The organism is uncultured Faecalibacterium sp., assembly GCF_900066275.1.
Taxonomy (GTDB): domain Bacteria; phylum Bacillota; class Clostridia; order Oscillospirales; family Ruminococcaceae; genus Faecalibacterium; species Faecalibacterium taiwanense.
Genome location: NZ_FMFG01000025.1, coordinates 13484 through 35125, shown reverse-complemented (window position 1 = coordinate 35125; position 21642 = coordinate 13484). Strand labels below are relative to the sequence as shown.

Sequence of the window (21642 nt, the reverse complement as noted above, 5' to 3'; positions counted from 1 at the left end):
TGCGGGCCGTGTTCGGCATGGCGGGCGCGGCGGCGCGGGGCAGTATTTCCGGCGATGCGGTGCAGCAGTTCTGCAGCCCGGCGGCAGCGCAGATGATCCTGTGCGACGGCATGGGCACCGGCAGGCCTGCAGCCGTGGATGGCAACCTTGCCGCCGAGCTGACGGCCCGGCTGCTCAAGGCGGGCTTTACCGCAGAGCTGGCGGCAAGGCTGGTCAACGTGGCCCTTGCCCTGAAAAGTGAGGATGAGAGCGGTGCCACGCTGGACCTCATCAGCGTGGATCTTTACACCGGCACGGCAAGGCTGTTCAAGGCCGGTGCGGCACCGGGCTTCCTTGTGCACGGCGGGCGGGTGCGTGCTGTGGGTGACACCAGCCTGCCGGTGGGCATTCTGGGCGGAGTGAACGGACAGAGCCGGGTGGTGCATTTGACGGTGGGCGATTATGCGGTGCTGGTCTCGGACGGGCTGCTGGTGGACGGCCCGGGCTGGGTGGCAAAGCAGCTGGAGCTTTCCGCTGCGGCAGGAGAAACGCCGGAAAAAGTTGCAAAAACGCTGGTGGAAACGGCCCGCGTGCGCGCCCAGAAGACCGGCAGGCCGGACGACATTACGGCGGCGGTGCTGCGGCTGGAAAAATGCGTTTGATGTTCATACAAACTTCGTTGATTTTCGACGGAGGAGAAGGTATACTATGGAAGCATAGAAACAAAACGGGAGGACAGAAACATGCTTACCATAACCGTAGCGCAGGATGGCAGCGGCGATTTTGCTTCGGTGTCCGAAGCGGTGCTGGCCGTGCCTTATGCCTGCGCAGCAGAGATCCGCATTGGCCCGGGCGTTTACCGCGAAAAGCTGGTGTGCGAAAAACAGGATATCACCCTGATCGGCGCAGGCATGGAAAGCACCCGCATCGTGTGGGGCGACGGCGGCAGTCTGCCGCACCCGGACGGCAGGCCCACCCACACCTTCCGCAGCTATACCGCGTTTTTCCGGGGGATAGAACTGCGGGTGCGGGACCTGACCATCGAAAACGATGCCGGCCCCGGGGCAAAGGTGGGGCAGGCCGTGGCGGCTTATGTGGACTGCTCTCACACCCTCTTTGAGAATGTGCGGCTGCTGAGCAATCAGGATACGCTGTTCTGCGCCCCTCTGCCGGAGAAGGAGCGGGAGAAGGATGGCTTCCTTGGCCCGGGCCGCTTTGCGCCCCGCCGCCCGACGGCCCAGTATTACCGGCACTGCGAGATCGCGGGAGATATCGATTTTATTTTTGGCGGCGCGGACGCTCTGTTTGAGCAGTGCACCATCCGCACCGTGAACAACCACCTGCCTGCAAGCTACGTCACGGCTCCCTCGGGCCGTTCCGATGGCCTCGGGTTTGTGTTCTGGGACTGCGACTTTATTTCGGACGACTGCCCGGCGGGCACGGTGTTTCTGGGCAGGCCATGGCGGCCCACCGGTAAAACGGCTGTGCTGGACTGCCGTCTGGGAGCCCACATTGCACCGGAAGGCTTTTCGCCCTGGCAGAGCCGTACCGACTCGGACCTTGCCAGCTTTGCCGAAGCGGGCAGCACCGGCGAGGGCGCAGCAGCGCGCGGTGCATGGGTGAAGCAGCTGGACAGCCAGCAGGCCGAAGAGCTGCTCAGATGTGCACGGAAACTTTGCAGACCGGAATAAAAGCAGAAAATATAAAATAAAGTATAAAACGGATTTGAAGGATCTTCTATGAAAAAACTGCCGAATTTTGTCAAATGGATCATCATTCTGGCGGCACTGGCTGCAATGGGCTGGATGATGTGGGCTGTGAATGATCGTGCCTCCCGGGTGGAAATGCCCGCACCGGATAATACATTCGGAATTTATCGCACAGCAGATTCCAGCCAGTAAATCATTTGGAATGGCCGCAGCATTGCGGGCAGAAACGATGCTCTATAGAAAAAGCAAAAGCCGGGACGACCACACGGTCATCCCGGCTTTAAAATTATTCCTGATTATTCCTGCCCGGCCATCTCGGCTGCATTGGCGGGCAGGTCGTTCATGATGAACCAGAACGTAGTGCCCATGCCAATGGCGCTCTGCACACCAAAGCGGAAGCCGTGCTGCTGGAAGATGGCCTTGGTGATGGAAAGGCCCAGACCGGTGCCCTGCTTGCCGGCATCCGAACGGGAGCGGTAGTACCGATCAAAGATATAGGGCAGGTCGTCGGCAGAGATGCCGGGGCCGTGGTCCTCCACCTCTACCCGCACGCCCTCGGTGCAGCGCTGGGCCCGCAGGATGAAGATGCCGTCTTTGCCGATGTGGTGCATGGCGTTGCCCAGCAGGTTATGCAGTGCGCGCTGCATCATGTTGGGGTCTGCGTAAACGGGCAGTTCCTCGTCCGGCAGCTCCAGCTGGAGCTGCCAGCCGTTCTGGGCGCAGATGGCATCGTACCGTTCGCTCACCTCGTCGCACAGCTGGCCCATATCAAAGTGCACGCGCTCGCATTTATCGGCACCGCTGGTCACCTTGCTCAGCTCCATCACGCTGGAGACCAGTGCGGTCAGGCGGTCGGTCTCGTCCACGATAATGTTCATCTGCTCATCGCGGTGGGCCTTGTCGTCGCCGGTAATGTCGCGCACCGTCTCGGCATAGCCCTTGATAAGGGTCAGCGGGGTGCGCAGGTCGTGGGAGACGTTGGCCAGCAGATCGCGCTGCATCTGCGAAGAATGCTGCACCTCGCTTGCCATGTGGTTGAAGTCCCGGGCCAGATCGCCCAGCTCATCGCTGCGGCGGGTATCCACCTGCACGGCATAGTTGCCCATGGCCATCTGGCGGGCAGCGCTGGAAAGCTGGCGCAGCGGCTTTGTGAACCACTCACTGAACAGCCATGCCGCCGTCATGGCAAAGGCAAAGATCAGCGCCGCTGCCATGGGCAGCACGGTGCTCAGCACCTTGCCGGCTTCAGCCACATGCACAAGGCTGGTAGTGACCAGAACGGTGTACTCGCCGCCGGAGGTGTTGCGCCCTACCAGCAGCTGTGCCGAGCCGGAGAGCCGCGGCGGATTCAGGGTCTGCACAAAGCCGCCGGTGGTGCGGCATTTCTTGCGCATGGCCACAGCGGTGGAAACGATCATATCGTTGTTGGCGGAATCCGAGAGCAGCGTTTCGTGCAGGTTGCAGTAGGACTGGTTCTCGATCTTATAGATCGTGCGCATGGTGGTATCGGAAATATCCACACAGAAGCTGTTCAGCGAACCGCTGGCGTACAGCTGGGTGGCAAGCCGGTCAAAAAACGTGGTGTTGACCGTAAGATGGCCAAAAGACCATGCCGAAAGGGCTTCGCCGTTTGCAATAGCCTTGTCCAGCTCGGCGGTGATGCTTTCTGCCTGAGTGGTCAGCTGTTTTTCAATGTGCTTGGTGTACAGCGGTTCCAGCAGTTGGGTGGACAGAAACCACACCAGTGCCAGCAGGAACAGACAGATACAACACAAAAACCACATCAGCTGGCCACGGATGCCGGGGGAGTGATGGTGCCGCATGAATCCTCCGCTCCTTTATCAGCGCGTTGCGTCGGGGTCGAATTTGTAGCCGATGCCCCACACGGTAGCAATGTAGCTGCGGCACTTGCCCAGATGGCCCCGCAGCATTTTGACATGGGTATCCACGGTGCGGTCCTCGCCAAAGTAGTCGTAGTTCCACACCTTCTGCAGGATCTTTTCACGGCTGAGGGCGATGCCCTTGTTGGAAGCAAGGAACACCAGCAGATCGAACTCCTTGGGGGTCAGGGCCACCTCCTCGCCGGAAACGCGCACCGTGTGGCTGGCCGTGTCGATGGTCAGCTCACCAAAGGTCATGGTGTCGGAGGCAGCGGCGGGCTTGGGCATGGTGCGGTTCAGCACGGCCTTGACGCGGGCTACCAGCTCACGGGGAGAGAAGGGCTTGACAACGTAGTCGTCGGCACCGCTCTCCAGGCCGGCCAGCTTGTCGTATTCCTCGCCGCGGGCGGTCAGGATGATGACCGGCGTGTTGATGTGGCGGGCGCGCATCTCCCGCAGGCAGGTCATACCGTCCATGAACGGCATCATCAGGTCCAGAATGACCAGATCGAAGGCTCCGCCGGAAAGCTGGGTCAGCGCAGCTGTGCCGTCAGCGGCCTCTTCACAGATATAACCGGAATATTGTAAATGTTCGCGGATCAGCTCGCGGATACGCGGCTCATCGTCAACGATCAGGATCTTAGCCATAATACAGACACCTTCCTCAATAATAGACTTCTTGACCAGAATATCATACAGCAAGAATAAAAAAAAGCTGTGAAGTTTGCGTGAATGCTTTTCAAAAAAGTGCCCGCAGCGGCGGGCTGCTTCCAGTACCAGTATACCACAGAAAAACGGCCCTGCACAGCCGGAGTTTGCAGGGCAGACCGCAGGCCCAGCCGGATGGTGGTGCTTTCCGACCTGCACAATTCCGAGTTTGGCGCATATAATAGTGAGCTTGTGGATAAGGTGCGGCGGCGCTGGCCTGCTTTTACCTGCGCATCCCGGTGGGCCATGTGGAAGCCGGACTGCGCACCTACGATCTGGACTCCACCTATCCGGAGGAGTTCAACCGGCAGGCGGCACCGAGAACATTTCCAGCGTGGCACACTGCATGATCCGACTGCGGTTCGCGGTCAAGGACCTGAACAAGGCCGATCAGGAAGCGCTGAAGAAAATCCCCGGCGTGCTGTCCGTCACCCCAGCGGCATGATGTTCTGCGGTGCAGTGCCCAGAAACGCCGGTGCCTCCGGCGACGCAGCGGTCAGGTTCGTCTTGCTCACCTTCCACCACAGGCGGGTGGTGCCGTCCGGCGCGGTAAAGATCAGGTTCCAGTCAAAGGGATTCTCGCTGGTGGAGTTCAGCTGCACCGGCAGAGCGTTCGGCGCAGCTGGTGCGCAGGGGGCAAAGTCGTGGGCGCGGATGCCCACGGCGGTGCAGGTTTCCGGCACCTCGGCGGCAAGGTGAAGGGGCGCATCCCAGCCAGTCAGGCGCACGGTGTGGGCATCCACGCGGGTGCAGGACAGAATGTTCTTGCAGCCGGTCAGCCGTGCAGCGGTGGTGCTCTGCGGGTCTGCAAACACCTCTTTGGTGCCGCCGGTGCGCAGCACCTGCCCGCCATCCATCACGATCATATCCCGGCACAGGCGGTAGGCTTCGTCACGGTTGTGGGTGACCAGCAGCGCCGTGCCGCCAAACCCGGCCAGCAGGCTGCCCACTTCGCCCTCCACTTCCTCGCGCAGGTAGCTGTCCAGCGCACTGAACGGCTCGTCCAGCATCAGAATTTTGGGCCTGCCCACAAGGATGCGTGCCAGCGCGGTGCGCTGCTGCTGTCCGCCGGAAAGCTGGGCCGGGTAGCGCTTGGCAAGGGATTCCAGCCGCATGGCCTGCAGCATTTCGGCGCAGCGGGCCTTGCGGGCGGCCTTGTCTTTTTCGGCTTTCAGGCCGCAGAGCACGTTCTGCTCCACGGTCATGTTGGGGAACAGTGCGTAGTTCTGGAACAGCAGGCCCACGCCGCGCTGCTGCGGCGGCAGGTCGATGTGCTGGGCGCTGTCAAACAGCACCCGGCCGTCCAGTACGATGCGGCCCGCATCCGGCTTTACGATACCGGCAATGCAGCGCAGGGTCATGCTTTTGCCGCAGCCGGATGCGCCCAGAATGGCTGTGGCGGTGCTGCGCGCGGCAAAGTTGGCGTGAAGGATAAAGCCATCCAGCTTTTTGGTAATGTTCACTTCAAGACTCATGCGCGGCCACCTGCTTTCTGTTTTTTCTCCAGCAGATTCACGGCCAGCAGCACCACTGCCGAGATCACGATATCCACCAGCACCCAGCGCATGGCACCGGCTTCGTCGTTGGTGCGCCACAGCTGGTACACGGTGGTGGCAATGGTGGCGGTCTTGCCGGGGGTGTAGCCTGCGATCATGCTGGTGGCACCGTACTCGCCCAGCGCGCGGGCAAAGGCCAGCACCGTGCCGGCCAGAATGCCCTGACGGCAGCAGGGCATCCGCACCCGCCAGAAGATCCACACGTCCGACTGGCCCAGCGTTTGCGCCGACCATGCCAGCGTTTCGTCAAAGCTTTCAAACGCGCCGCGCGCCGTGCGGTACATCAGCGGAAAGGCCACCACGATGGATGCAAAGATGGCACTGTACCAGTTCATGACCAGCTTCACGCCGAAATGCTCCATGAAAAAGGCACCCAGCGGCCGCTTTGCGCCGAACAAAAGCAGTAGAAAATAGCCCACCACCGTGGGCGGCAGCACCATGGGCAGGGTGAGCACCACGTCCAGCGCGCCTTTGACAGTGCGCGGCAGCTTGGCAATATAGTAGGCGGCAAAAATGCCAAGGAAGAACACCGCCGCGCAGCTGACGAGGGCGATGCGCAGGCTGTTCCAAAGGGGATACCAGTCCATAAATGATACCTCCGAATAAAAAGGCTTCCCCCGGAGGGGAAGCTCTGAAAAACAACGGATTTACAGTGCGGTGAAGCCCACGCTCTCGAACACGGTCGCGGCGCGGTCGGTCTGCAGATAGGCCAGAAACTCCCTGGCAGCATCGGCGTTGGGGGCGGCCTTCAGCACGGCGGCAGGATAGATCACCTGACCGCACATCTCCTTGGTGGCCTCATCCACGGGGGTCAGGCCTGCGCTGTAGGCATCGGTGCAGTACACGACACCGGCATCCACGCTGGCTTCGGTGATCTGGGTGGTGACCTCCTTGACGTTGGAGCCGTAGGTGATGACACCGGCTGCGGCCAGTGCTTCCTCGTCCAGAGCGTAGTAGGCAAGGATCTTCTGGGTGTACTGGCCCACGGGCACATCGCTGTTGCCCATGCAGAACAGAATGTCCCCGGCCTTGAGGTGCTCGGCCAGAGAATCGAAGCTGTCGATGCCCTTATCGCCATTCTCGGGCACGCACAGAACGACCTTGTTCTCCAGCAGGTCCACGCGGGAATCGCTGTCCACGAAGTCCAGTCCTTCGGTGTTCACATCGGCGGAAGCGGTGCTGTCCAGCTGGTTCATCTGCTTCTGACCGGCGGAGATGAACAGGTCGCAGTCCGCGCCTTCCTGGATCTGGGTCTTGAGGGTGCCGGAGGAGTCGAAGTTGAAGCTGAAGGTCACGCCGGGGTTCTCGGCAGAGTAGATCTCGCCGATGGCGGTGAGGGTCTCGGTGAGGGATGCGGCGGCAAACACGATCAGCTCCATGAATCCACCGGTAGCTTCAGAAGAAGCAGCGGCAGAGCCTGCCACGGAAGATGCAGTGCTGGAAGCGGAGGAGCCGCAGGCGGTCAGGGCCGCCGTGGCACCGGCGATACCGGCAGCAGCCAGAAAGCTGCGGCGGGAAATTTTAATGTTGTTCATGATAAGCGCTCCTGTTTTTAAAATGAATCTTTGCATTTGATACGGTACAGGATGCGGTGCCGCCCACCGGGATACTTTTTTACTTCCGGGCACATTCGCCGTCCAGCCCGGCGGCAAGGCGGATGCCGTGCGCAAGGCTTGGCAGGATGTACTCGAGGTTTTCTTTTACGGCCTTAGGGCTGCCCGGCAGGTTCACGATCAGGGTCTTGCCGCGCAGCACACTGGCGGCACGGCTCAGCATCCCGCGCGGTGTGATGGTAAGGCTATGGTACCGCATGGCCTCGGCAATGCCGGGCGCGTTGCGTTCGGCTACGCTCAAAGTCACCTCCGGGGTGATATCCCGGGGTGCAAAGCCGGTGCCGCCGGTGGTGAGGATCAGGTTCACCTGACGGGCATCCGCAAGGCGCAGCAGCTGGGTTTTGAGCTGGGCGGCATCGTCCGGCAGAAGCAGCGCTTCCTCCACCTTGTAGCCTGTGGCGGTGAGCATTTCCACAATGAGCGGGCCGCTTTTGTCCTCCCGTTCGCCGCGGCTGCCCTTATCGGAAAGGGTGATCACTGCCGCGCGCAGGGGCAGGTCTGCCGGGGTGGGCAGCAGCTTCATCTCGTCGCCGGTGTGGATGGTGCCGCCTTTTACCACCCGTGCGAACACGCCCTCCCGCGGCATGATGCAGTCGCCGGTCTGCCGGCGGATGGCGCAGTCGCTGTGGCACTCCTTGCCGATCTGGGTCATTTCCAGCACGGCATCCCCAATGGCAAAAAAGCTGGGCACCGGCAGGGTGGCAAGATCGAACCCTTCCACCACCAGATTTTCGCCAAAGGCACCGTAGTCCACCCAGAGCTTTTGACGGAAAGCTTCAATCTTTTCCGCGCTCAGCAGGCTGACCTGCCGGTGCCAGCTGCCGCCGTGGGCATCGCCCACAATACCCCACTCCGGGGTGAGAACAGCGGACGGCACCGGCGTTTTCAAGGTGCCGCGCCGGGGGCTTGTGCAGATAGCCAGAATTTTACCCATAAATTTGTGTTATCCTCCGATCCGGTACATCCCTCGTGTGGCGGGCATGGAGCCTTGGCCGAAGTGATGTTCCCGGGGTTTTGCCAGAATCGTGTTTTGAATGGCCTGCAAAAGGGCCGCGTCGTCCGCGCCGCTGCGCAGCAGAGCGCGCAGGTCGGTGCCGGATTCACTGGCAAGGCACGGACGCAGAAAGCCCTGACTTGTCAGCCGCACCCGGTTGCAGGAAGCGCAGAATTTGCCGTGCACGGCAGCGATCAACCCGATGCTGCCACGCCAGCCGGGCGCAGAATAATACACCGCCGGCCCATCGCCAAAGGCCGCACCGGTCACCGGCTGCAGCTGCGGCCAGCGGCGGTAAAAGCGCTCCAGCAGTTCCGGGCCGGAAAGGCAGGGCAGCCCGGCACCAAAGCCAATGGGCATCATCTCAATAAAGCGCACCTGCAGCGGATGCTCCTGTGCGAAGGCAGCAAGGCTTTCCAGCTCGCCCTCGTTCACGCCGGGCTGCGGCACACAGTTCAGCTTGACCGGTATGCCGCTGGCAAGGGCCGCCCGGATGCTGTTTTGCACGGCGGCAAGCTCGTCTTTGCCGGTGATGCGCCGGAAGGTCTCCGGGTGCAAGGTGTCAAGGCTGATGTTCACGCTGTCAAGGCCCGCCGCCAGCAGGGCGGGCAGCTTCTGGGCCAGCAGCACGCCGTTGGTGGTAAGGGCAACGCGGCGGATGCCGGAAATGGCTTTCAGGCCCGCCGTCAGTTGTTCCACGCCCCGGCGCACCAGCGGTTCACCGCCGGTGATGCGCACCGTGTCGATGCCGCACTGGGCGAACAGCGCAGCCAGCCGCAGAAATTCCTCATAGGTCAGAATATCTTCGTGAGCCAGCTTTGGCACGCCGTCCGGCATACAGTAGCGGCAGCGCAGGTTGCACAGGTCGGTGACCGAAAGGCGCAGATAGTGGATATTGCGGCCGTATGCATCAAACATAGCCGCCCTCGGCCCGCACATAGTGCCCGCTCTTGCCGCCGGTCTTCTCGACCAAGTGGATCTCGCCCAGCTCCATGCCCTTATCCACGGCCTTGCACATATCGTAGATGGTGAGCAGCGCGGCAGAAACGCCGGTCAGAGCTTCCATTTCCACGCCGGTCACGCCGATGGTCCTGGCGGTGCACACGGCCTCTACGGCCTGCTGTTCGGGCAGAAGGTGAAAATCCACAGTCAGCTTGCTCAGCGGCAGCGGATGGCACAGGGGAATCAGCTCGCTGGTGCGCTTGGCCGCCATGATGCCTGCAATGCGGGCCACGCCAAGCACGTCGCCCTTCTGGGCGGTGCCGTCCCGAACAGCGGCAAAGGCTGCCGCATTCATAGTGATGATGCCGCGGGCCACAGCCTGCCGTGCAGTGACGGGCTTTTCGCTCACATCCACCATCACGGCGCTGCCGGACGCATCAAAATGAGAAAGTTTTGTTTCGCTCATAATTTTTACCTTGATAAAGCTCTCCCCTTTGGGAGAGCTGGCAAAGCCGTAAGGCTTTGACTGAGAGGGTTTCAGCAATGCCCGAAGCCGCAGTTGGGCCAGTGGCATTCGGCGCAGCCTAAGCACAGCCCGCCCTCGCCCAGCCGGGCAATGTCCTCGGCAGTGATGGGGTCGTCGGCCAGCAGGCGCGGCAGCAGCAGGTCAAAAATGGTGCGCTTGGCGTACATCACGCAGCCGGGCAGGCCGCACACCGGCACACCGTCCAGATAGCTCACAAGGAACATGGCACCCGGCAACACCGGTGCGCCATAGGTGATGATCTCGGCACCGGTGTTCTTGATGGCAAGCGGCGTGCGGTCGTCGGGGTCTACGCTCATGCCGCCGGTGGTAAAGATCAGCTCGCAGCCTGCGGCCTTTGCTTCCAGAATGGCGGCGGTGATCCCGGCGGGGTCATCGTCGCAGGTTTTGTGATAGGTCATCTCGCAGCCGTATTCGGCCAGCTTGCCCACCAGAATGGGGGTGAATTTGTCCTCGATGCGTCCCTTGAACACCTCGCTGCCGGTGGTGATGACCGCAAACTTTTTCGGGTGGAAAGGCAGCACGTTCAGGATGGGTTCGCTGCCTGCCGCAGCCTGCATGGCATCCATCTTCTCCTGCTCGATCACCAGCGGGATGATGCGGGTGCCGGCCAGCTTCTGGCCCTTTTTCACGGGCAGGTCGCCGTGGATGGCAGCGATCATCATTTGGGGTGTGCGGTTCACGGCCAGCAGGGCGGCGCGGTCGATCTTCAAAAGACCGTCGCAGTCGGCAACCAGTTCGATCTTGCCTTCCTTCGGCTCAGTGCCGTGGATGTTGCGGCCCGCCGCTGCCTTGTACAAAAGGGCAGCGGCTTCGTCCTCGTGCAGGATGCCGGGGCGCTTCTCCCAGACATAGAGATTTTCTTTGCCAATGGAAAGCAACACGGGGATATCCTCCGGCTGGACGATGTGCCCTTTGCGGAAGCGTGCTCCCTTGAACTGGCCGGGAATGATCTGTGTAATGTCGTGGCAGAGCACCTGCCCGACAGCGTCTTCGGTACGGATGAGTTTCATGCAGAACCTCCGTTACAGGGACGGCATCTGGTTCTCGATCCAGTCTGCCAGAGCAGCAGGATCGTCCAGTGCAAAATCAGCGCCCGGCACATCGCCCACGATGGCCATGGGCTGGAACGCGGTGCCCACCGGGCTGACCGAGCTGCGCACCACCTCGATCTTGGCCCAGCCGCTGTCGCCAAAGCCTTCCAGCAGTACAAGGTCGTAGCCGTGGCGCTCGAACAAAGCCAGCAGGTCCTGCTCGTTCAGGCGGAACTGCTCGGTAAGCAGATAGCGCCCGGCAGTAAACACGGCCACACCCTCGGCACCGGCCTCATGCAGGCGGTCGGTCTCGGCGGGCAGGCGCAGATCGTCAGCCTCGCGGATCACGCCCACCTTCAGCCCGCGGCTCTTGAGCACCGGCAGCAGCGCGGCCAGCAGAGCGGTCTTGCCGCTGCCTGCGGAACCGCTGACAGCCAGCACTGCCGGATGCTTGAAGCTCAGTTCGGCGGCAAGCGCCTGTTTTTGTTCACTGTACAAAAGTATCACCCTCCGTTTTATCCCATCGGCAAAAACTGCCGGTTCACTCCTCAATGCGCACAAAGCGCGGCTGCACTTTGCCGTCCCGCTCCACGGTCTCGCACCACATGGCGGCAGGACGCACCCAAAGCCCACGTTCCCCGTACAGGGCGCGGTACACCACCATTTCCTCTTCGGTCTCGCTGTGGCGGGCCATGCCCAGCACTTCGTATTCGTTGCCCTTGAAATGCCGGTAGCGGCCCGGCTGCACATGATATTTGAATGCTTCCATGTTATCCTCTTTTACACTGACACGCGGCATTCCGGTGCAGAATGCCATATTTATAATCAGTATAGCATATTTCAGCACGGCAAAAAAGGCTTTGGCAGGAAAGATGGAGAAAAAGGCGGCAGGCGACGGCAAAAGCCGGGAGACAGAGTTGGGTGCTTGAACTGCCGCGCCACAGATGCTATACTGAAACGATAAGGGGATATCCCCCCTGAAAAAGCTCTGAAGATAAAGGAAAAAGCCCTATGAGGATCGGACTTGTTGAATTTCTGCTCATCCTTGCCATTGCGTCGCTCACCATCGGGCCGCAGGTGGCATTGTTCGTGGATCGCTGGATGCGCCGGGCAAACCGCGCCAATGCCCGCGCCGCCCGCCGCCGTGCCGAGTATGCGGCCCAGATGGCGGTGGAGCGGGACGCGCTGCTCAAGCGGTTCCGCACGGCCAGCACGGTGTTTGGCGTGTGCATCCTGCTGGCGCTGGTGTATGCACTGGTGTTCCGGCCCATCGATACGCCGCCGCAGGCGTACGATGCCCCTCCTGTCCGGCAGGACACCGGTGCAGCACAGACGGCCCTTGCCGCCGATCATAAGGGAACGCTGGATCTGGGCGAATATCAGGGTGTGGACTGCATCCGCACACAGGACGGCCTTGTGTATGCCGCAGCATACGACGGCGCAGCCTTAAAAAAGCGCACGAGCGACCTTGTGCGCACCGACGGCGGACACGATGCGGCCATCCTTTCCGTGGACGGTGAGCTGACCGGTTTTGCCTTTGACGGCAGCGGGGACCTGTGGCTGAGCATCCTCACGCCCGGCGGCGGCAGCCTGTGCCGCGCCGCCCACGACAGCTGGGGCACGGCGGTGGAGCAGGTAGTGACCCAGATCGACGGTGCACCGCTGGGGGCTGTCTCAGCGGTGGAAGCCGCGCCGGACGGCAGGATCTACTTTGCGGTTGCTGCCAGTGCCAGTGCCGCGGACGGGCTGGAGAGCACTCTGCGCACCGAACTGCTGGCCCACACCGGCACGGGCTGCGTGTATGTATACGACCCGGCAGCACGCACGGTGCAGAAAGTGCTGGGCGGTGTGGCCGGTGCTTCCGGGCTGGCCCTGAGCCGGGACGGCAGCACGCTGTTCGTGGCTGACCTTGGGAACCGCTGTGTGTGGAGTGCTGCCGCCGATGCCCGCGACCTGACGGCGGGCGGTAAAAACTGCCAGAGCTTTGTTTCCGGCCTGCCGGGGTATCCCGGTGCGCTTGCTATGGATGCAGACGGCACCCTGTACATCGGCTACCGGTGGGCGCGCAGCAGCTGGCTGGAAAAGAACGCCGACAGCACCCTGCTGCGGGGCATTGCCCTGCGTGCAGGCCGGAATCTACAGGAAAAGCTGTTCAGCCTGCCTGCCGATGCGCCCTGCGCGGAAGCTGTAGATACGGCAGACGGCAGCTGGAAGCGGACGGTCTCCAGCAAGGGTGCAGGCGGTGTGACAGCTCTGTGCCCGGTGGAGAGCAGGCTGTATCTCGGCCTTGCAGGCAGCGAAAAGGTGCGCAGTGCAAATCTTTGATTTTTGATAAAAACCGAGGTGTTTTTTATGACAGAAGAATTCAAAAAACAGATCGAGATGCAGGCCCGGCAGGCAGTGACCGAACTGCTGGCCGAAGCAAAGCTGAAAAAGGGCGATGTGTTCGTGGTGGGCTGCTCGTCCAGCGAGATCGTGGGCGGGCACATTGGCAAGGATTCCAGTCTGGAAGCCGCGCAGGCCGTGTACGCGGGCGTTGCCCCAGTGCTGGCCGAAAACGGCATCTGGCTGGCTGCGCAGTGCTGTGAGCATCTGAACCGCGCTATTATCATCGAGCGCGAAGCCGCCGAAAAATACGGCTGGGAAGAGGTGTGCGTGGTGCCGCGCCCCCACGCAGGCGGCAGCTGGGCCACTACCTGCTGGAAGAAGTTCCGGGAGCCGGTGGCCGTGGAAGAGATCCGTGCCCATGCAGGCATTGATATCGGCGGCACCCTGATCGGGATGCACCTGAAGCGGGTGGCGGTGCCGGTGCGGCTGAGCCTTTCCAAAATTGGTGAAGCGAACATTCTGTGCGCCCGCACCCGCCCGAAGCTCATCGGCGGCGAACGCGCCAAGTATACCGAGGAGGACTGAGCAGCATGGCAGAAAAAAATCTGGAACAGATGAAGGAAGCCGTGGCAGAGATCCGGGAGAAAATGGCGGCAGCCGCCCGCGAGGCAGGCCGCGACCCGGCGGCGGTGCAGCTGTGCGCCGCCTGCAAGACCCGCACGGCACAGACCGTGGCTGAAAGCGCAGCCCTGCCCATTGATGTGTTCGGTGAGAACCATGTGCAGGAGCTGTGCGCAAACTTTGACGCAGGTGCTTACTGCGGCAAGCCCAGCCACTTTATCGGCCATCTGCAGACGAACAAAATTAAAAAAGTGCTGGGCCGTGCCAGCCTCATCCAAAGCGTGGACAGTGAGCATCTGCTGAACGCCATCGAGAAGGAAGCAGCCAAGGCCGGCATCGTGCAGGACGTGCTGCTGGAGGTGAACATCGGCGGGGAGGAGAGCAAGACCGGCGTGGCACCGGAAGCGCTCTGGCCGCTGCTGGATGCTGCTGCCGCACAGGAGCACATCCGGGTCAAGGGGCTGATGGCCATTCCGCCCGTGAACGACGACGATACCCGCAACCGCCGCTATCTGGCCGAGGTGTACAAGCTGTTTGTGCAGGCTGGAGAGCGCGGCTATTCCAACGTGTCCATGGAGACCCTCTCCATGGGCATGAGCGGCGACTTTGAAAACGCCATCCGGGAGGGTGCCACCCTTGTGCGCATCGGCACCGCCATCTACGGCGAGCGGGATTACAGTAAAAAGTAAGAGAACGAACCCTCTCCGTCATTGCTGCGCAATGCCACCTCCCCCGAAAGGGGGAGGTTTTGTACAGCTTCCCGAAAGATGCAAAGGCTCCCCCTCTCGGGGGAGCTGGCGAACGAAGTGAGCCTGAGAGGGTTTTACAACAGGAGGAACCATGTCAAAAACCAAAATCAACGACCCCGGGGCGCACCACGCAGGCAGCGGTGCGCTGATCCGGCGTTTTCTGCCCTATCTGGCAAAGTACAAAATGACCCTGTTTCTGGACCTGTTCTGTGCGGCGCTGACCACCCTGTGTGACATCGTGCTGCCTAAGATCATGAGCACTATCACCAACGCCGCCATGGGCGTGGGCATCACTCTGACGGCGGGCATCGTGCTGCGGCTGGCAGCACTCTATTTTGTGCTGCGCATCATCGACGGTGCAGCCAGCTATTACATGTCCAGCATCGGTCATATCATGGGCGTGCACATCGAGACGGATATGCGCCGCGATGCCTTTGACCACCTGCTCAAGCTGGACCACACCTACTACAACAACACCAAGGTGGGCACCATCATGGGCCGCATCACCAACGACCTGTTCGATGTGACCGAGTTCGCCCACCACTGCCCGGAGGAATTTTTCATTGCGGCCATCAAGATCGTGGTGTCCTTTATTATCCTGTGCCGGGCCAGTGTGCCGCTGACGCTGGCGGTGTTCGCCTGCGTGCCGCTGATGGGCGTGGTGTCCGTTTACCTGAACGGACGGCTGCGGGCGCGGTTCCGCCAGCAGCGCGTGCAGATCGGCGAGCTGAACTCCACCATCGAGGACAGCCTGCTGGGGCAGGGTGTCGTGAAGGCCTTTGCCGCCGAGGATGAGGAACGCGAGAAGTTTGCAAAGGGCAACAGGGATTTTGAGCAGATCAAGACCCTCGGCTACTACGCCATGGGTGCCTTCAACACCTCCACCCGCCTGTTCGACGGCCTGATGTATCTGGTGGTCATTCTGGCAGGCGGCCTCTCGCTGGTGTACGGCAGGATCACCGCCGGTGACATGGTGGCCTATATGCTGTACGTCACCACCCTTATTGCCACTATCCGCCGCATCGTGGAGTTTGCCGAGCAGTTCCAGCGCGGCATGACCGGCATCGAGCGCTTTGCCGAGATCATGGACACCCCTGTGACCATCGGCGATGTCCCGGATGCGGTACCGCTGCAGCCCGGCCCCGGTGACATCCGGTTTGAAAACGTCAGCTTTGAGTACCCGGACGACCACAACAAGGTGCTGCATAACGTCAGTCTGGATATCCGGCCGGGTGAACGGCTGGCGCTGGTCGGCCCCTCGGGCGGCGGCAAGACCACCCTGTGCAACCTCATCCCACGCTTCTACGAAGTGACCAGCGGCCGCATCCTGATCGACGGACAGGATATCCGCCATGTCACCCTGAAAAGCCTGCGGCAGGATATCGGCATCGTGCAGCAGGACGTGTATCTGTTCAGCGGCACGGTGGCCCAGAACATCGCCTACGGCAAGCCCGGCGCCACCCGCGAAGAGATCATGGAAGCGGCGCGTCTGGCCGGGGCGGAAAAGTTCATTCTGGCCCTGAAGGATGGCTTTGATACCTACGTGGGTGAGCGCGGCGTCAAGCTCTCCGGCGGGCAGAAGCAGCGCATCGCCATTGCACGGGTGTTCCTGAAGAACCCGCCCATCCTCATTCTGGACGAGGCCACCAGCGCACTGGACAACGAAAGCGAGATCCTGGTGGGCCAGAGCCTTGAAAAGCTGGCCCATGGCCGCACCACCCTGACCATCGCCCACCGCCTGACCACCATCAAGGACTACGACCGCATCCTTGTGCTGGGCGAAGAGGGCATCGTGGAATCCGGCACCCACGACCAGCTGCTGGCAAAGCAGGGCGTCTACTACCGCCTGTGGAATCAGCTGCCGGGGGAAGATACGCTGTAAATTTTATTGAACGTACAAAGAAAAACCCGGAAACGACCGTCGTTTCCGGGTTTTTAAGTTTCTGAAAAAATACCGCTGAATTATTCGCCCACGATCAGGCGCACAGAACCATAGATACCGGCATCGTTGCCAAGGATGGCGGGCACGATGGGGGTCTCACGGCAGGACTTGAAGGCATAGACCTTGAAATGCTCCCGCAGCGGGGCAAACAGCACATCACCGGCACGGGACACGCCACCGCCGATCATGAACATTTCCGGGTCCACGGTGTTGGCCACATTGGCCAGCGCCATGCCCAGCGTGTCGGTCATCTCGTCCACCTCGCGGGCGGCAAGGGCGTCGCCATTGCGGGCGGCATCAAACACGTCCTTGGCGGCAAAGTCGGCGCCGCGCAGGGTGCAGGGGGTATCCGGGTTCTCGTCCAGCAGCTTCTTCATGCAGCGCACAACGCCGGTGGCACTGGAATACTGCTCCAGACATCCGTGCTTGCCGCAGCCGCAGGCAGCGGTCTCGTGGCGGTCCACCGTGATGTGGCCGATCTCGCCGCCGGCACCGTGGGTGCCATCGATGACCTTGCCGTTGACGATGACACCACCGCCCACGCCGGTGCCCAGCGTGACCATGACCGCGCTGCGGCAGCCCTTGGCGGCACCCATCCAGATCTCGCCCAGAGCGGCCACGTTGGCATCGTTGCCCACCAGAACCTTGATGCCGCCCAGCATATCGCCAAGCTCTTCGGCCACATTATGCTTGCCCCAGCCGCCGAGGTTTGCACAGATGATGGGCACGATGCGGCTGTCCAGCACAGGGCCGGGCACGCCTACGCCCACGCCCTCTACCTGCTCAGCGGCAAGGCCTTTTTCCTGCATCTTGCCCTGCACGGCAGCGGCCAGATTTTTCAGAATGTGCTCACCGGCGTTGGAGGTGTCGGTGGGAACTTCCCACTTTTCCAGCAGTTCGCCGGTGGTCTTGAACAGGCCGATCTTAGCGGTGGTGCCGCCCAGATCGATGCCGAATGCGTATTCTTTCATGTTTCATTTACCCCTTTTTGACGGCCAGCGGCCGCAGTATTTCGCGTGTTCCAGTATACCACACCTACCCGCAAAAGAGCAGTGCCGCTGCGGATTTTCATGCAAACAGACGGAAAATGCAGTGGATGTTTGGCACAATTGCCAGTGCTCACCGCACGGTGTTGGTCAGGCTGCCAATGCCGTCGATCTCACAGCGCACCGTGTCGCCGGGCTTCAGAAACTGCGGCGGGTCCATGCCCATGCCCACGCCTGCCGGGGTGCCGGTGGCAATGATGGTGCCGGCCTTCAGGGTCATGCCCTGAGTCAGCTCGTGGATCACGTGGTCGATATCAAAGATCTGCAGGCCGGTGTTCGAGTCCTGCCGCTTTTCGCCGTTGACAAAGCTGCGGATGCCGAGCTTGGGCGGGTAGGTGTCGAATTCGTCTGCGGTAACGATGCAGGGGCCGATGGGCGTGAAGCCGTCCAGACTTTTGCCGAAATACCACTGCTTGTGGGCGGTCTGCACATCGCGGGCGGAAACGTCGTTCAGGATGGTGTAGCCGAACACATAGTCTTTTGTCTGCCCGGCGGGCACATCCCTGGCATCTTTGCCCAGAATCACAGCCAGCTCGCATTCGTAGTCCAGCTTCTGCACAAGGTCAGTGTGAGCTTCAATAAAGCCGCCGTCCGGCACAGCGCGGGAAACGCGCTTGGAAAAATAAATGGCATCCTGATGTTTGGTTGCAAAGGCATCGGCAGAGTATTTCTCCGCTTCGTCCGAGTGGGCCATGTAGTTGATGCCAAGGCACACCACATCCTGCGCCGGGCAGGGAATAGGGCTTTGCAGCTGCACGGCATCCACGGGCAGGGCTGGGATGCCCGCAATGGCAAGCTGCAGGCCGGCCCGCACCTGCGGGGTCAGAAAGGGGATGGCATCGGACAAGGTTTCATAGGAAAGGCCCAGCCAGCTCAACGGCCAGATCTGTGTGCCGTCGGCAGAAAGAATGGCCGGATCTTCCACGCCGTCCGGCAGGCGGCAGGTGACAAAACGCATACTGACTCCCTCCCTCAGTGGCGGTAAGCGATGGCGTTCTGGATGCGGTCGGCCTCAGCCTGCCCGGCCAGCTGGCGCACCAGCTCCAGCGCAAAGGGGATGGCACCGCCCAGACCGTAGCTGGTGGTGATATTGCCGTCCACTACCACTTCGGTATCCAGCACCTCGGCACCGGCCAATTTGTCTTGGAAACCGGCGTGCGCCGTGGCTTTTCTGCCCTCCAGCAGGCCGAGAGATGCCAGCACGCTGGGTGCTGCGCAGATGGCAGCTACCTTTTTGCCGCTCTTTGCAAAGGAAACGCAGGTGTCGGTAACGGTCTTGTTGGCGGCAAGGTTCGGGGTGCCGGGGATGCCGCCGGGCAGCACCACCATGTCCACATCCGAATAATCCACCTCTTCGGCCAGTGCGTCGGCGGTGATATGCACCTTGTGGCTGCTCACGATCTCGCGGCTGCCGGATGCGCTGGCCACGGTCACCTCCACCTTGGCGCGGCGCAGCAGATCGACCACCAGCAGGGCTTCACATTCCTCGGTGCCCTCGGCAAAAAATACAACAGCTTTGCTCATGAAAATCAAACCTCCCTGATTTCTGATGAAGACGGCACATCTGCGCCGCATGAGGAAAAACGATAGAAGTACCCCGCTGGCGTGGGGACTTCTGCCTTCCCGGTTGAATGATAAAAGCCGCATACCGCACGGGCGGCACGCGGCATGGTTTGTGTGGAAGTTCAGTTTTGATCGTCGGCAGCTTTTTCCGCTTCCAGCAAGGCGCGTAACACGCTGTCGTTGGCACTCAGCACCCGGCTTACCCGGCTGATGATGGCGCTGGATGCACCGGTCTTATCCATGATCTCGGTGTAGATGCGCTTGTCCACCAGCATTTCGGCAATGTTGTAGCGCTGCTCCATTGCGCTCAGCTCGGAATAGCTGCACACATCCTGTAAAAAACGGTAGCACTGTTCCGGGGTCTTGAGCTGCAAAAATGCCTGATACAGACCGGACTGGCCGGTAGGATGATCTTTTGCCATGTTGTTCTCCTTTTTTGCAGATGCCGCCCACAGGCAGACACTTTATTACACTACACCAGTGTAGTACAAACGGGGAGAAATTTCAATAGCATTTGCGGCTTTTTAGCCCAGCGTGTGCTCAAACACCACTTCGTCCCGGGGGACGGTGCCGTTTTCCTGCTCGGCGGGCTTTAAATTGCGGTAGCGCAGGGCCTTGAAGAACTGCTGCACCGGCAGGGCCTTGGCGTGCACGGTGCACCACACACGGCCCTTGCCCTCGCCGCGGGCCAGCCGCTCGCAGGAGAGCACGATGTCCCGGCCCAGTGCCTTGCCGCGGTATTCGGGCCTGAGGTACAGGTGCATCAGATGCAGGGCGGTGTTCTCCATCTTCCACGCAAAGTAGCCGATGGTCTTGCCGCCCAGAACCACGAGGAAGTAGTTCACATCGTTGTCGATGTCCTCCTCAATGGCATCGGCGCTCTGCAGCTCTTCCACAAGGGTGTCCAGCTGCTTTGCGGGGTAATAGCGCTTGTACACCTCATGCCAGAGTTCACTGGCAAGGTCGGCGGTGGCGTGGATGTATTTGGCCTTGGCGACCAGCTTGTAATCAGGCTTCATAGTTCTCCTTATACTTTTACGATATAATCCGGCTTGCGGGGGGCGGCGGGCTTGGGGTCTGCAGCAGGATAGCCCAGAATGCAGTGGCCGACGCCGACCCAATCGCCCTCGATGCCCCACTGCCGGAGCAGGGCCTTGCCCTCGTCGGATTCAAACTCTTCCTTTGCGCGGTTGATCCAGCAGCTGCCCAGCCCCAGCGAAGCTGCAGCCAGCATCAGGTTGCCCATGACAAGGCTGCCGTCGGGTACGGCATTTGCGGCGTGAGCATCGGCCAGCACCACCAGAATGGTGGGAGCGCCGTACATGGGGTCGGTGTCCTTGCCCATGACAGCGGCGTTCATGCGGGTGAGCTGGGCGCGAGCGGCAGCGTCCTGCACGACCACGATCTTTGCGCTCTGGCGGCCCATGGCGCTGGCGGCGTAGGTGCCGGCTTCCAGCACGGCATCCAGTTCTTCGTTTGTGATCTGCTCCGGCTTATAGGCACGGCAGCTGCGGCGGCTTTTAATGGTTTCCAAGGTTTCGTTGGTCATAGCAATTCCCTCCCTTAAAACATGTGCCTTTATTGTATCACAACAAAGGCCGGAGTGCAAAGAGAAACCAGCAGGAAACGCTTTTGTTGCACGTAAACGTTATCGTTGCGGGAATCATGTCAAAATGCACAATAAAACGTAAAAAGATTATGGAAAAGCATTCTTGCTGCCAAAGGACAAATACGCTATAATAGGGCTACCAAACTGGAAAGGAGTCGTGCTCTATGGCAAAGGCATCGCAGGCAGTCATTCTGGAAAATGAATTTTATATCATCAAAGCCCCCAATGGAAAGGTACTGGAAGTAAAGAACTTCAACACCGAGAACGGCGCGGCCATCCAGCTGTGGAGCTATGCAGGCCATCCGTGGCAGCAGTGGCAGTTCGTGGATGCAGGCGAGGGCCGCTGGCGCATCTGCAACCGCTTTACCGGCAAGATGATGGATCTGGCCCTTGGCGGTGTGGTGGAGGGCACATGGCTGCACCAGTGGGACCGCACCAGCGGGCTGAGTCAGTGCTGGGCGCTGGAGCCCACCCGCAGCGGGCGCACCCGCATCCGCAATGTGCTGGCGGATAAATACATCGACCTTGTGGGTATGAACACCTCCAACGGCGCACAGGCCCAGATCTGGAACTTTGTGGCCGGCGGCAATCAGGAGTGGACGCTGGAACGCATCGATCCGGACACCGCCCAGAGCGGCCGCCGCGCTGAGGAGGCCAAAGACCCGCAGCCCACGCCCAGCCAGCGCAAGCATCAGAACGACCTTGTGCGCAAGCTGAACAATGCGGGCAAGGGAAGAGCAAGCCGGAAGGGGCAATGATTTTAAATTGCCGCCGCGTTGCTCTGGCATATTCAGAGGAAAAAGTTATTTTTGGTTTGCACCCCCC

Annotated in this window: 26 protein-coding genes and 1 pseudogene; 10 read left to right on the top strand and 17 right to left on the bottom strand. The window is 61.0% G+C overall.

The genetic code is table 11. The features are described 5' to 3' along the window. The 3 genes from QZL71_RS09170 to QZL71_RS09160 form a co-directional block, all read left to right on the top strand. Nucleotides 1-641, top strand: a 641-nt coding sequence (locus tag QZL71_RS09170) for a PP2C family protein-serine/threonine phosphatase (protein WP_294648550.1), incomplete at its 5' end; no start/stop codon positions are given. A gap of 81 nt (nt 642-722) precedes the next feature. Beyond that, nucleotides 723-1670 carry a pectinesterase family protein gene (locus tag QZL71_RS09165; protein ID WP_294648549.1) on the top strand — a complete coding sequence of 316 codons (948 nt, stop codon included), beginning with the start codon at nt 723-725 and terminating at the stop codon, nt 1668-1670. A gap of 48 nt (nt 1671-1718) precedes the next feature. Then, nucleotides 1719-1880 (top strand): hypothetical protein, encoded by a 162-nt coding sequence (locus QZL71_RS09160; RefSeq protein WP_165852638.1) that lies wholly within the window; start codon nt 1719-1721, stop codon nt 1878-1880. A gap of 104 nt (nt 1881-1984) precedes the next feature. Here QZL71_RS09160 and QZL71_RS09155 read toward each other — a convergent pair whose 3' ends face one another. Next, nucleotides 1985-3511, bottom strand: coding sequence for a sensor histidine kinase (locus QZL71_RS09155; RefSeq protein ID WP_097774257.1), 1527 nt, complete (start codon nt 3509-3511; stop codon nt 1985-1987). A gap of 18 nt (nt 3512-3529) precedes the next feature. Further along, nucleotides 3530-4216, bottom strand: a complete 687-nt coding sequence (locus QZL71_RS09150) for a response regulator transcription factor (protein WP_044953253.1) — start codon at nt 4214-4216, stop codon at nt 3530-3532. A 269-nt stretch (nt 4217-4485) separates the two neighbouring features. Here QZL71_RS09150 and QZL71_RS09145 point away from each other — a divergent pair. Next, nucleotides 4486-4590 (top strand): annotated as a pseudogene (locus tag QZL71_RS09145) (UDP-N-acetylglucosamine 2-epimerase); the annotation flags it as partial. A 20-nt stretch (nt 4591-4610) separates the two neighbouring features. Continuing rightward, nucleotides 4611-4721, top strand: coding sequence for a PTS transporter subunit EIIB (locus tag QZL71_RS09140; RefSeq protein ID WP_242961827.1), 111 nt, complete (start codon nt 4611-4613; stop codon nt 4719-4721). Here the strand turns inward: QZL71_RS09140 and QZL71_RS09135 are convergent. From QZL71_RS09135 to QZL71_RS09095, 9 genes are all read right to left on the bottom strand, one after another. Further along, entirely contained in the window at nt 4705-5751 is a 1047-nt protein-coding gene (locus QZL71_RS09135) for a sulfate/molybdate ABC transporter ATP-binding protein (RefSeq protein WP_294648548.1), read from the bottom strand. The two genes, QZL71_RS09140 and QZL71_RS09135, sit on opposite strands and share 17 nt — an antisense overlap. After that, the gene (gene modB / locus QZL71_RS09130; RefSeq protein ID WP_097774260.1) at nt 5748-6419 is read right to left on the bottom strand and encodes a molybdate ABC transporter permease subunit; all 672 of its coding nucleotides are present in this window, start codon (nt 6417-6419) and stop codon (nt 5748-5750) included. The genes QZL71_RS09135 and modB overlap by 4 nt, the downstream gene beginning before the upstream one ends. 60 nt (nt 6420-6479) lie before the next feature. Next, nucleotides 6480-7367 (bottom strand): molybdate ABC transporter substrate-binding protein, encoded by an 888-nt coding sequence (modA, locus tag QZL71_RS09125; RefSeq protein ID WP_294648547.1) that lies wholly within the window; start codon nt 7365-7367, stop codon nt 6480-6482. 79 nt (nt 7368-7446) lie between these two features. Further along, nucleotides 7447-8379 carry an MOSC domain-containing protein gene (locus tag QZL71_RS09120; RefSeq protein ID WP_291015634.1) on the bottom strand — a complete coding sequence of 311 codons (933 nt, stop codon included), beginning with the start codon at nt 8377-8379 and terminating at the stop codon, nt 7447-7449. Nucleotides 8380-8388: 9 nt separating this feature from the next. Further along, a complete protein-coding gene (gene moaA / locus QZL71_RS09115) occupies nt 8389-9357 on the bottom strand; it encodes a GTP 3',8-cyclase MoaA (protein ID WP_294648546.1) in 969 nt (322 codons plus the stop codon). Beyond that, nucleotides 9350-9847: a cyclic pyranopterin monophosphate synthase MoaC gene (gene moaC / locus QZL71_RS09110; RefSeq protein WP_097774263.1), complete on the bottom strand. Its 498-nt coding sequence runs from the start codon at nt 9845-9847 to the stop codon at nt 9350-9352. The genes moaA and moaC overlap by 8 nt, the downstream gene beginning before the upstream one ends. A gap of 71 nt (nt 9848-9918) precedes the next feature. Beyond that, on the bottom strand, nt 9919-10938 hold the full coding sequence (locus QZL71_RS09105; RefSeq protein WP_097776976.1) for a molybdopterin-binding protein: 1020 nt from the start codon (nt 10936-10938) through the stop codon (nt 9919-9921). A gap of 12 nt (nt 10939-10950) precedes the next feature. Then, nucleotides 10951-11466 carry a molybdopterin-guanine dinucleotide biosynthesis protein B gene (locus tag QZL71_RS09100; RefSeq protein WP_223388288.1) on the bottom strand — a complete coding sequence of 172 codons (516 nt, stop codon included), beginning with the start codon at nt 11464-11466 and terminating at the stop codon, nt 10951-10953. Between the two features lie 34 nt (nt 11467-11500). Then, nucleotides 11501-11728 (bottom strand): DUF1653 domain-containing protein, encoded by a 228-nt coding sequence (locus QZL71_RS09095; RefSeq protein ID WP_154256597.1) that lies wholly within the window; start codon nt 11726-11728, stop codon nt 11501-11503. A gap of 242 nt (nt 11729-11970) precedes the next feature. Between QZL71_RS09095 and QZL71_RS09090 the strand changes: the two genes are divergently transcribed. From QZL71_RS09090 to QZL71_RS09075, 4 genes are all read left to right on the top strand, one after another. After that, complete coding sequence (locus QZL71_RS09090; RefSeq protein ID WP_294648545.1) at nt 11971-13284, top strand: SMP-30/gluconolactonase/LRE family protein; 1314 nt, start codon at nt 11971-11973, stop codon at nt 13282-13284. 27 nt (nt 13285-13311) lie between these two features. Further along, nucleotides 13312-13872 (top strand): TIGR01440 family protein, encoded by a 561-nt coding sequence (locus QZL71_RS09085; protein ID WP_294648544.1) that lies wholly within the window; start codon nt 13312-13314, stop codon nt 13870-13872. 5 nt (nt 13873-13877) lie between these two features. Then, the gene (locus tag QZL71_RS09080) at nt 13878-14597 is read left to right on the top strand and encodes a YggS family pyridoxal phosphate-dependent enzyme (protein WP_294648543.1); all 720 of its coding nucleotides are present in this window, start codon (nt 13878-13880) and stop codon (nt 14595-14597) included. A 151-nt stretch (nt 14598-14748) separates the two neighbouring features. Further along, nucleotides 14749-16539: an ABC transporter ATP-binding protein gene (locus tag QZL71_RS09075; RefSeq protein ID WP_005937657.1), complete on the top strand. Its 1791-nt coding sequence runs from the start codon at nt 14749-14751 to the stop codon at nt 16537-16539. An 80-nt stretch (nt 16540-16619) separates the two neighbouring features. Here the strand turns inward: QZL71_RS09075 and QZL71_RS09070 are convergent, their stop codons facing one another. The 6 genes from QZL71_RS09070 to QZL71_RS09045 all read right to left on the bottom strand — a co-directional run bounded on the left by QZL71_RS09070 (nt 16620) and on the right by QZL71_RS09045 (nt 20757). After that, nucleotides 16620-17570 (bottom strand): ROK family glucokinase, encoded by a 951-nt coding sequence (locus QZL71_RS09070; protein WP_294648542.1) that lies wholly within the window; start codon nt 17568-17570, stop codon nt 16620-16622. 148 nt (nt 17571-17718) lie between these two features. After that, nucleotides 17719-18603, bottom strand: a complete 885-nt coding sequence (locus QZL71_RS09065) for a fumarylacetoacetate hydrolase family protein (protein WP_294648541.1) — start codon at nt 18601-18603, stop codon at nt 17719-17721. 14 nt (nt 18604-18617) lie between these two features. After that, nucleotides 18618-19169: a DJ-1 family glyoxalase III gene (locus QZL71_RS09060; protein WP_097774274.1), complete on the bottom strand. Its 552-nt coding sequence runs from the start codon at nt 19167-19169 to the stop codon at nt 18618-18620. A gap of 161 nt (nt 19170-19330) precedes the next feature. Then, on the bottom strand, nt 19331-19630 hold the full coding sequence (locus tag QZL71_RS09055; RefSeq protein ID WP_005937644.1) for a YerC/YecD family TrpR-related protein: 300 nt from the start codon (nt 19628-19630) through the stop codon (nt 19331-19333). A gap of 102 nt (nt 19631-19732) precedes the next feature. Then, nucleotides 19733-20227, bottom strand: coding sequence for a GNAT family N-acetyltransferase (locus tag QZL71_RS09050; RefSeq protein WP_097776984.1), 495 nt, complete (start codon nt 20225-20227; stop codon nt 19733-19735). An 8-nt stretch (nt 20228-20235) separates the two neighbouring features. Continuing rightward, nucleotides 20236-20757, bottom strand: coding sequence for a nitroreductase family protein (locus tag QZL71_RS09045; protein ID WP_294648540.1), 522 nt, complete (start codon nt 20755-20757; stop codon nt 20236-20238). 224 nt (nt 20758-20981) lie between these two features. Here QZL71_RS09045 and QZL71_RS09040 point away from each other — a divergent pair, with 224 nt between their 5' ends. After that, complete coding sequence (locus tag QZL71_RS09040) at nt 20982-21575, top strand: RICIN domain-containing protein (protein WP_097781238.1); 594 nt, start codon at nt 20982-20984, stop codon at nt 21573-21575. Nucleotides 21576-21642: the final 67 nt, after the last annotated feature.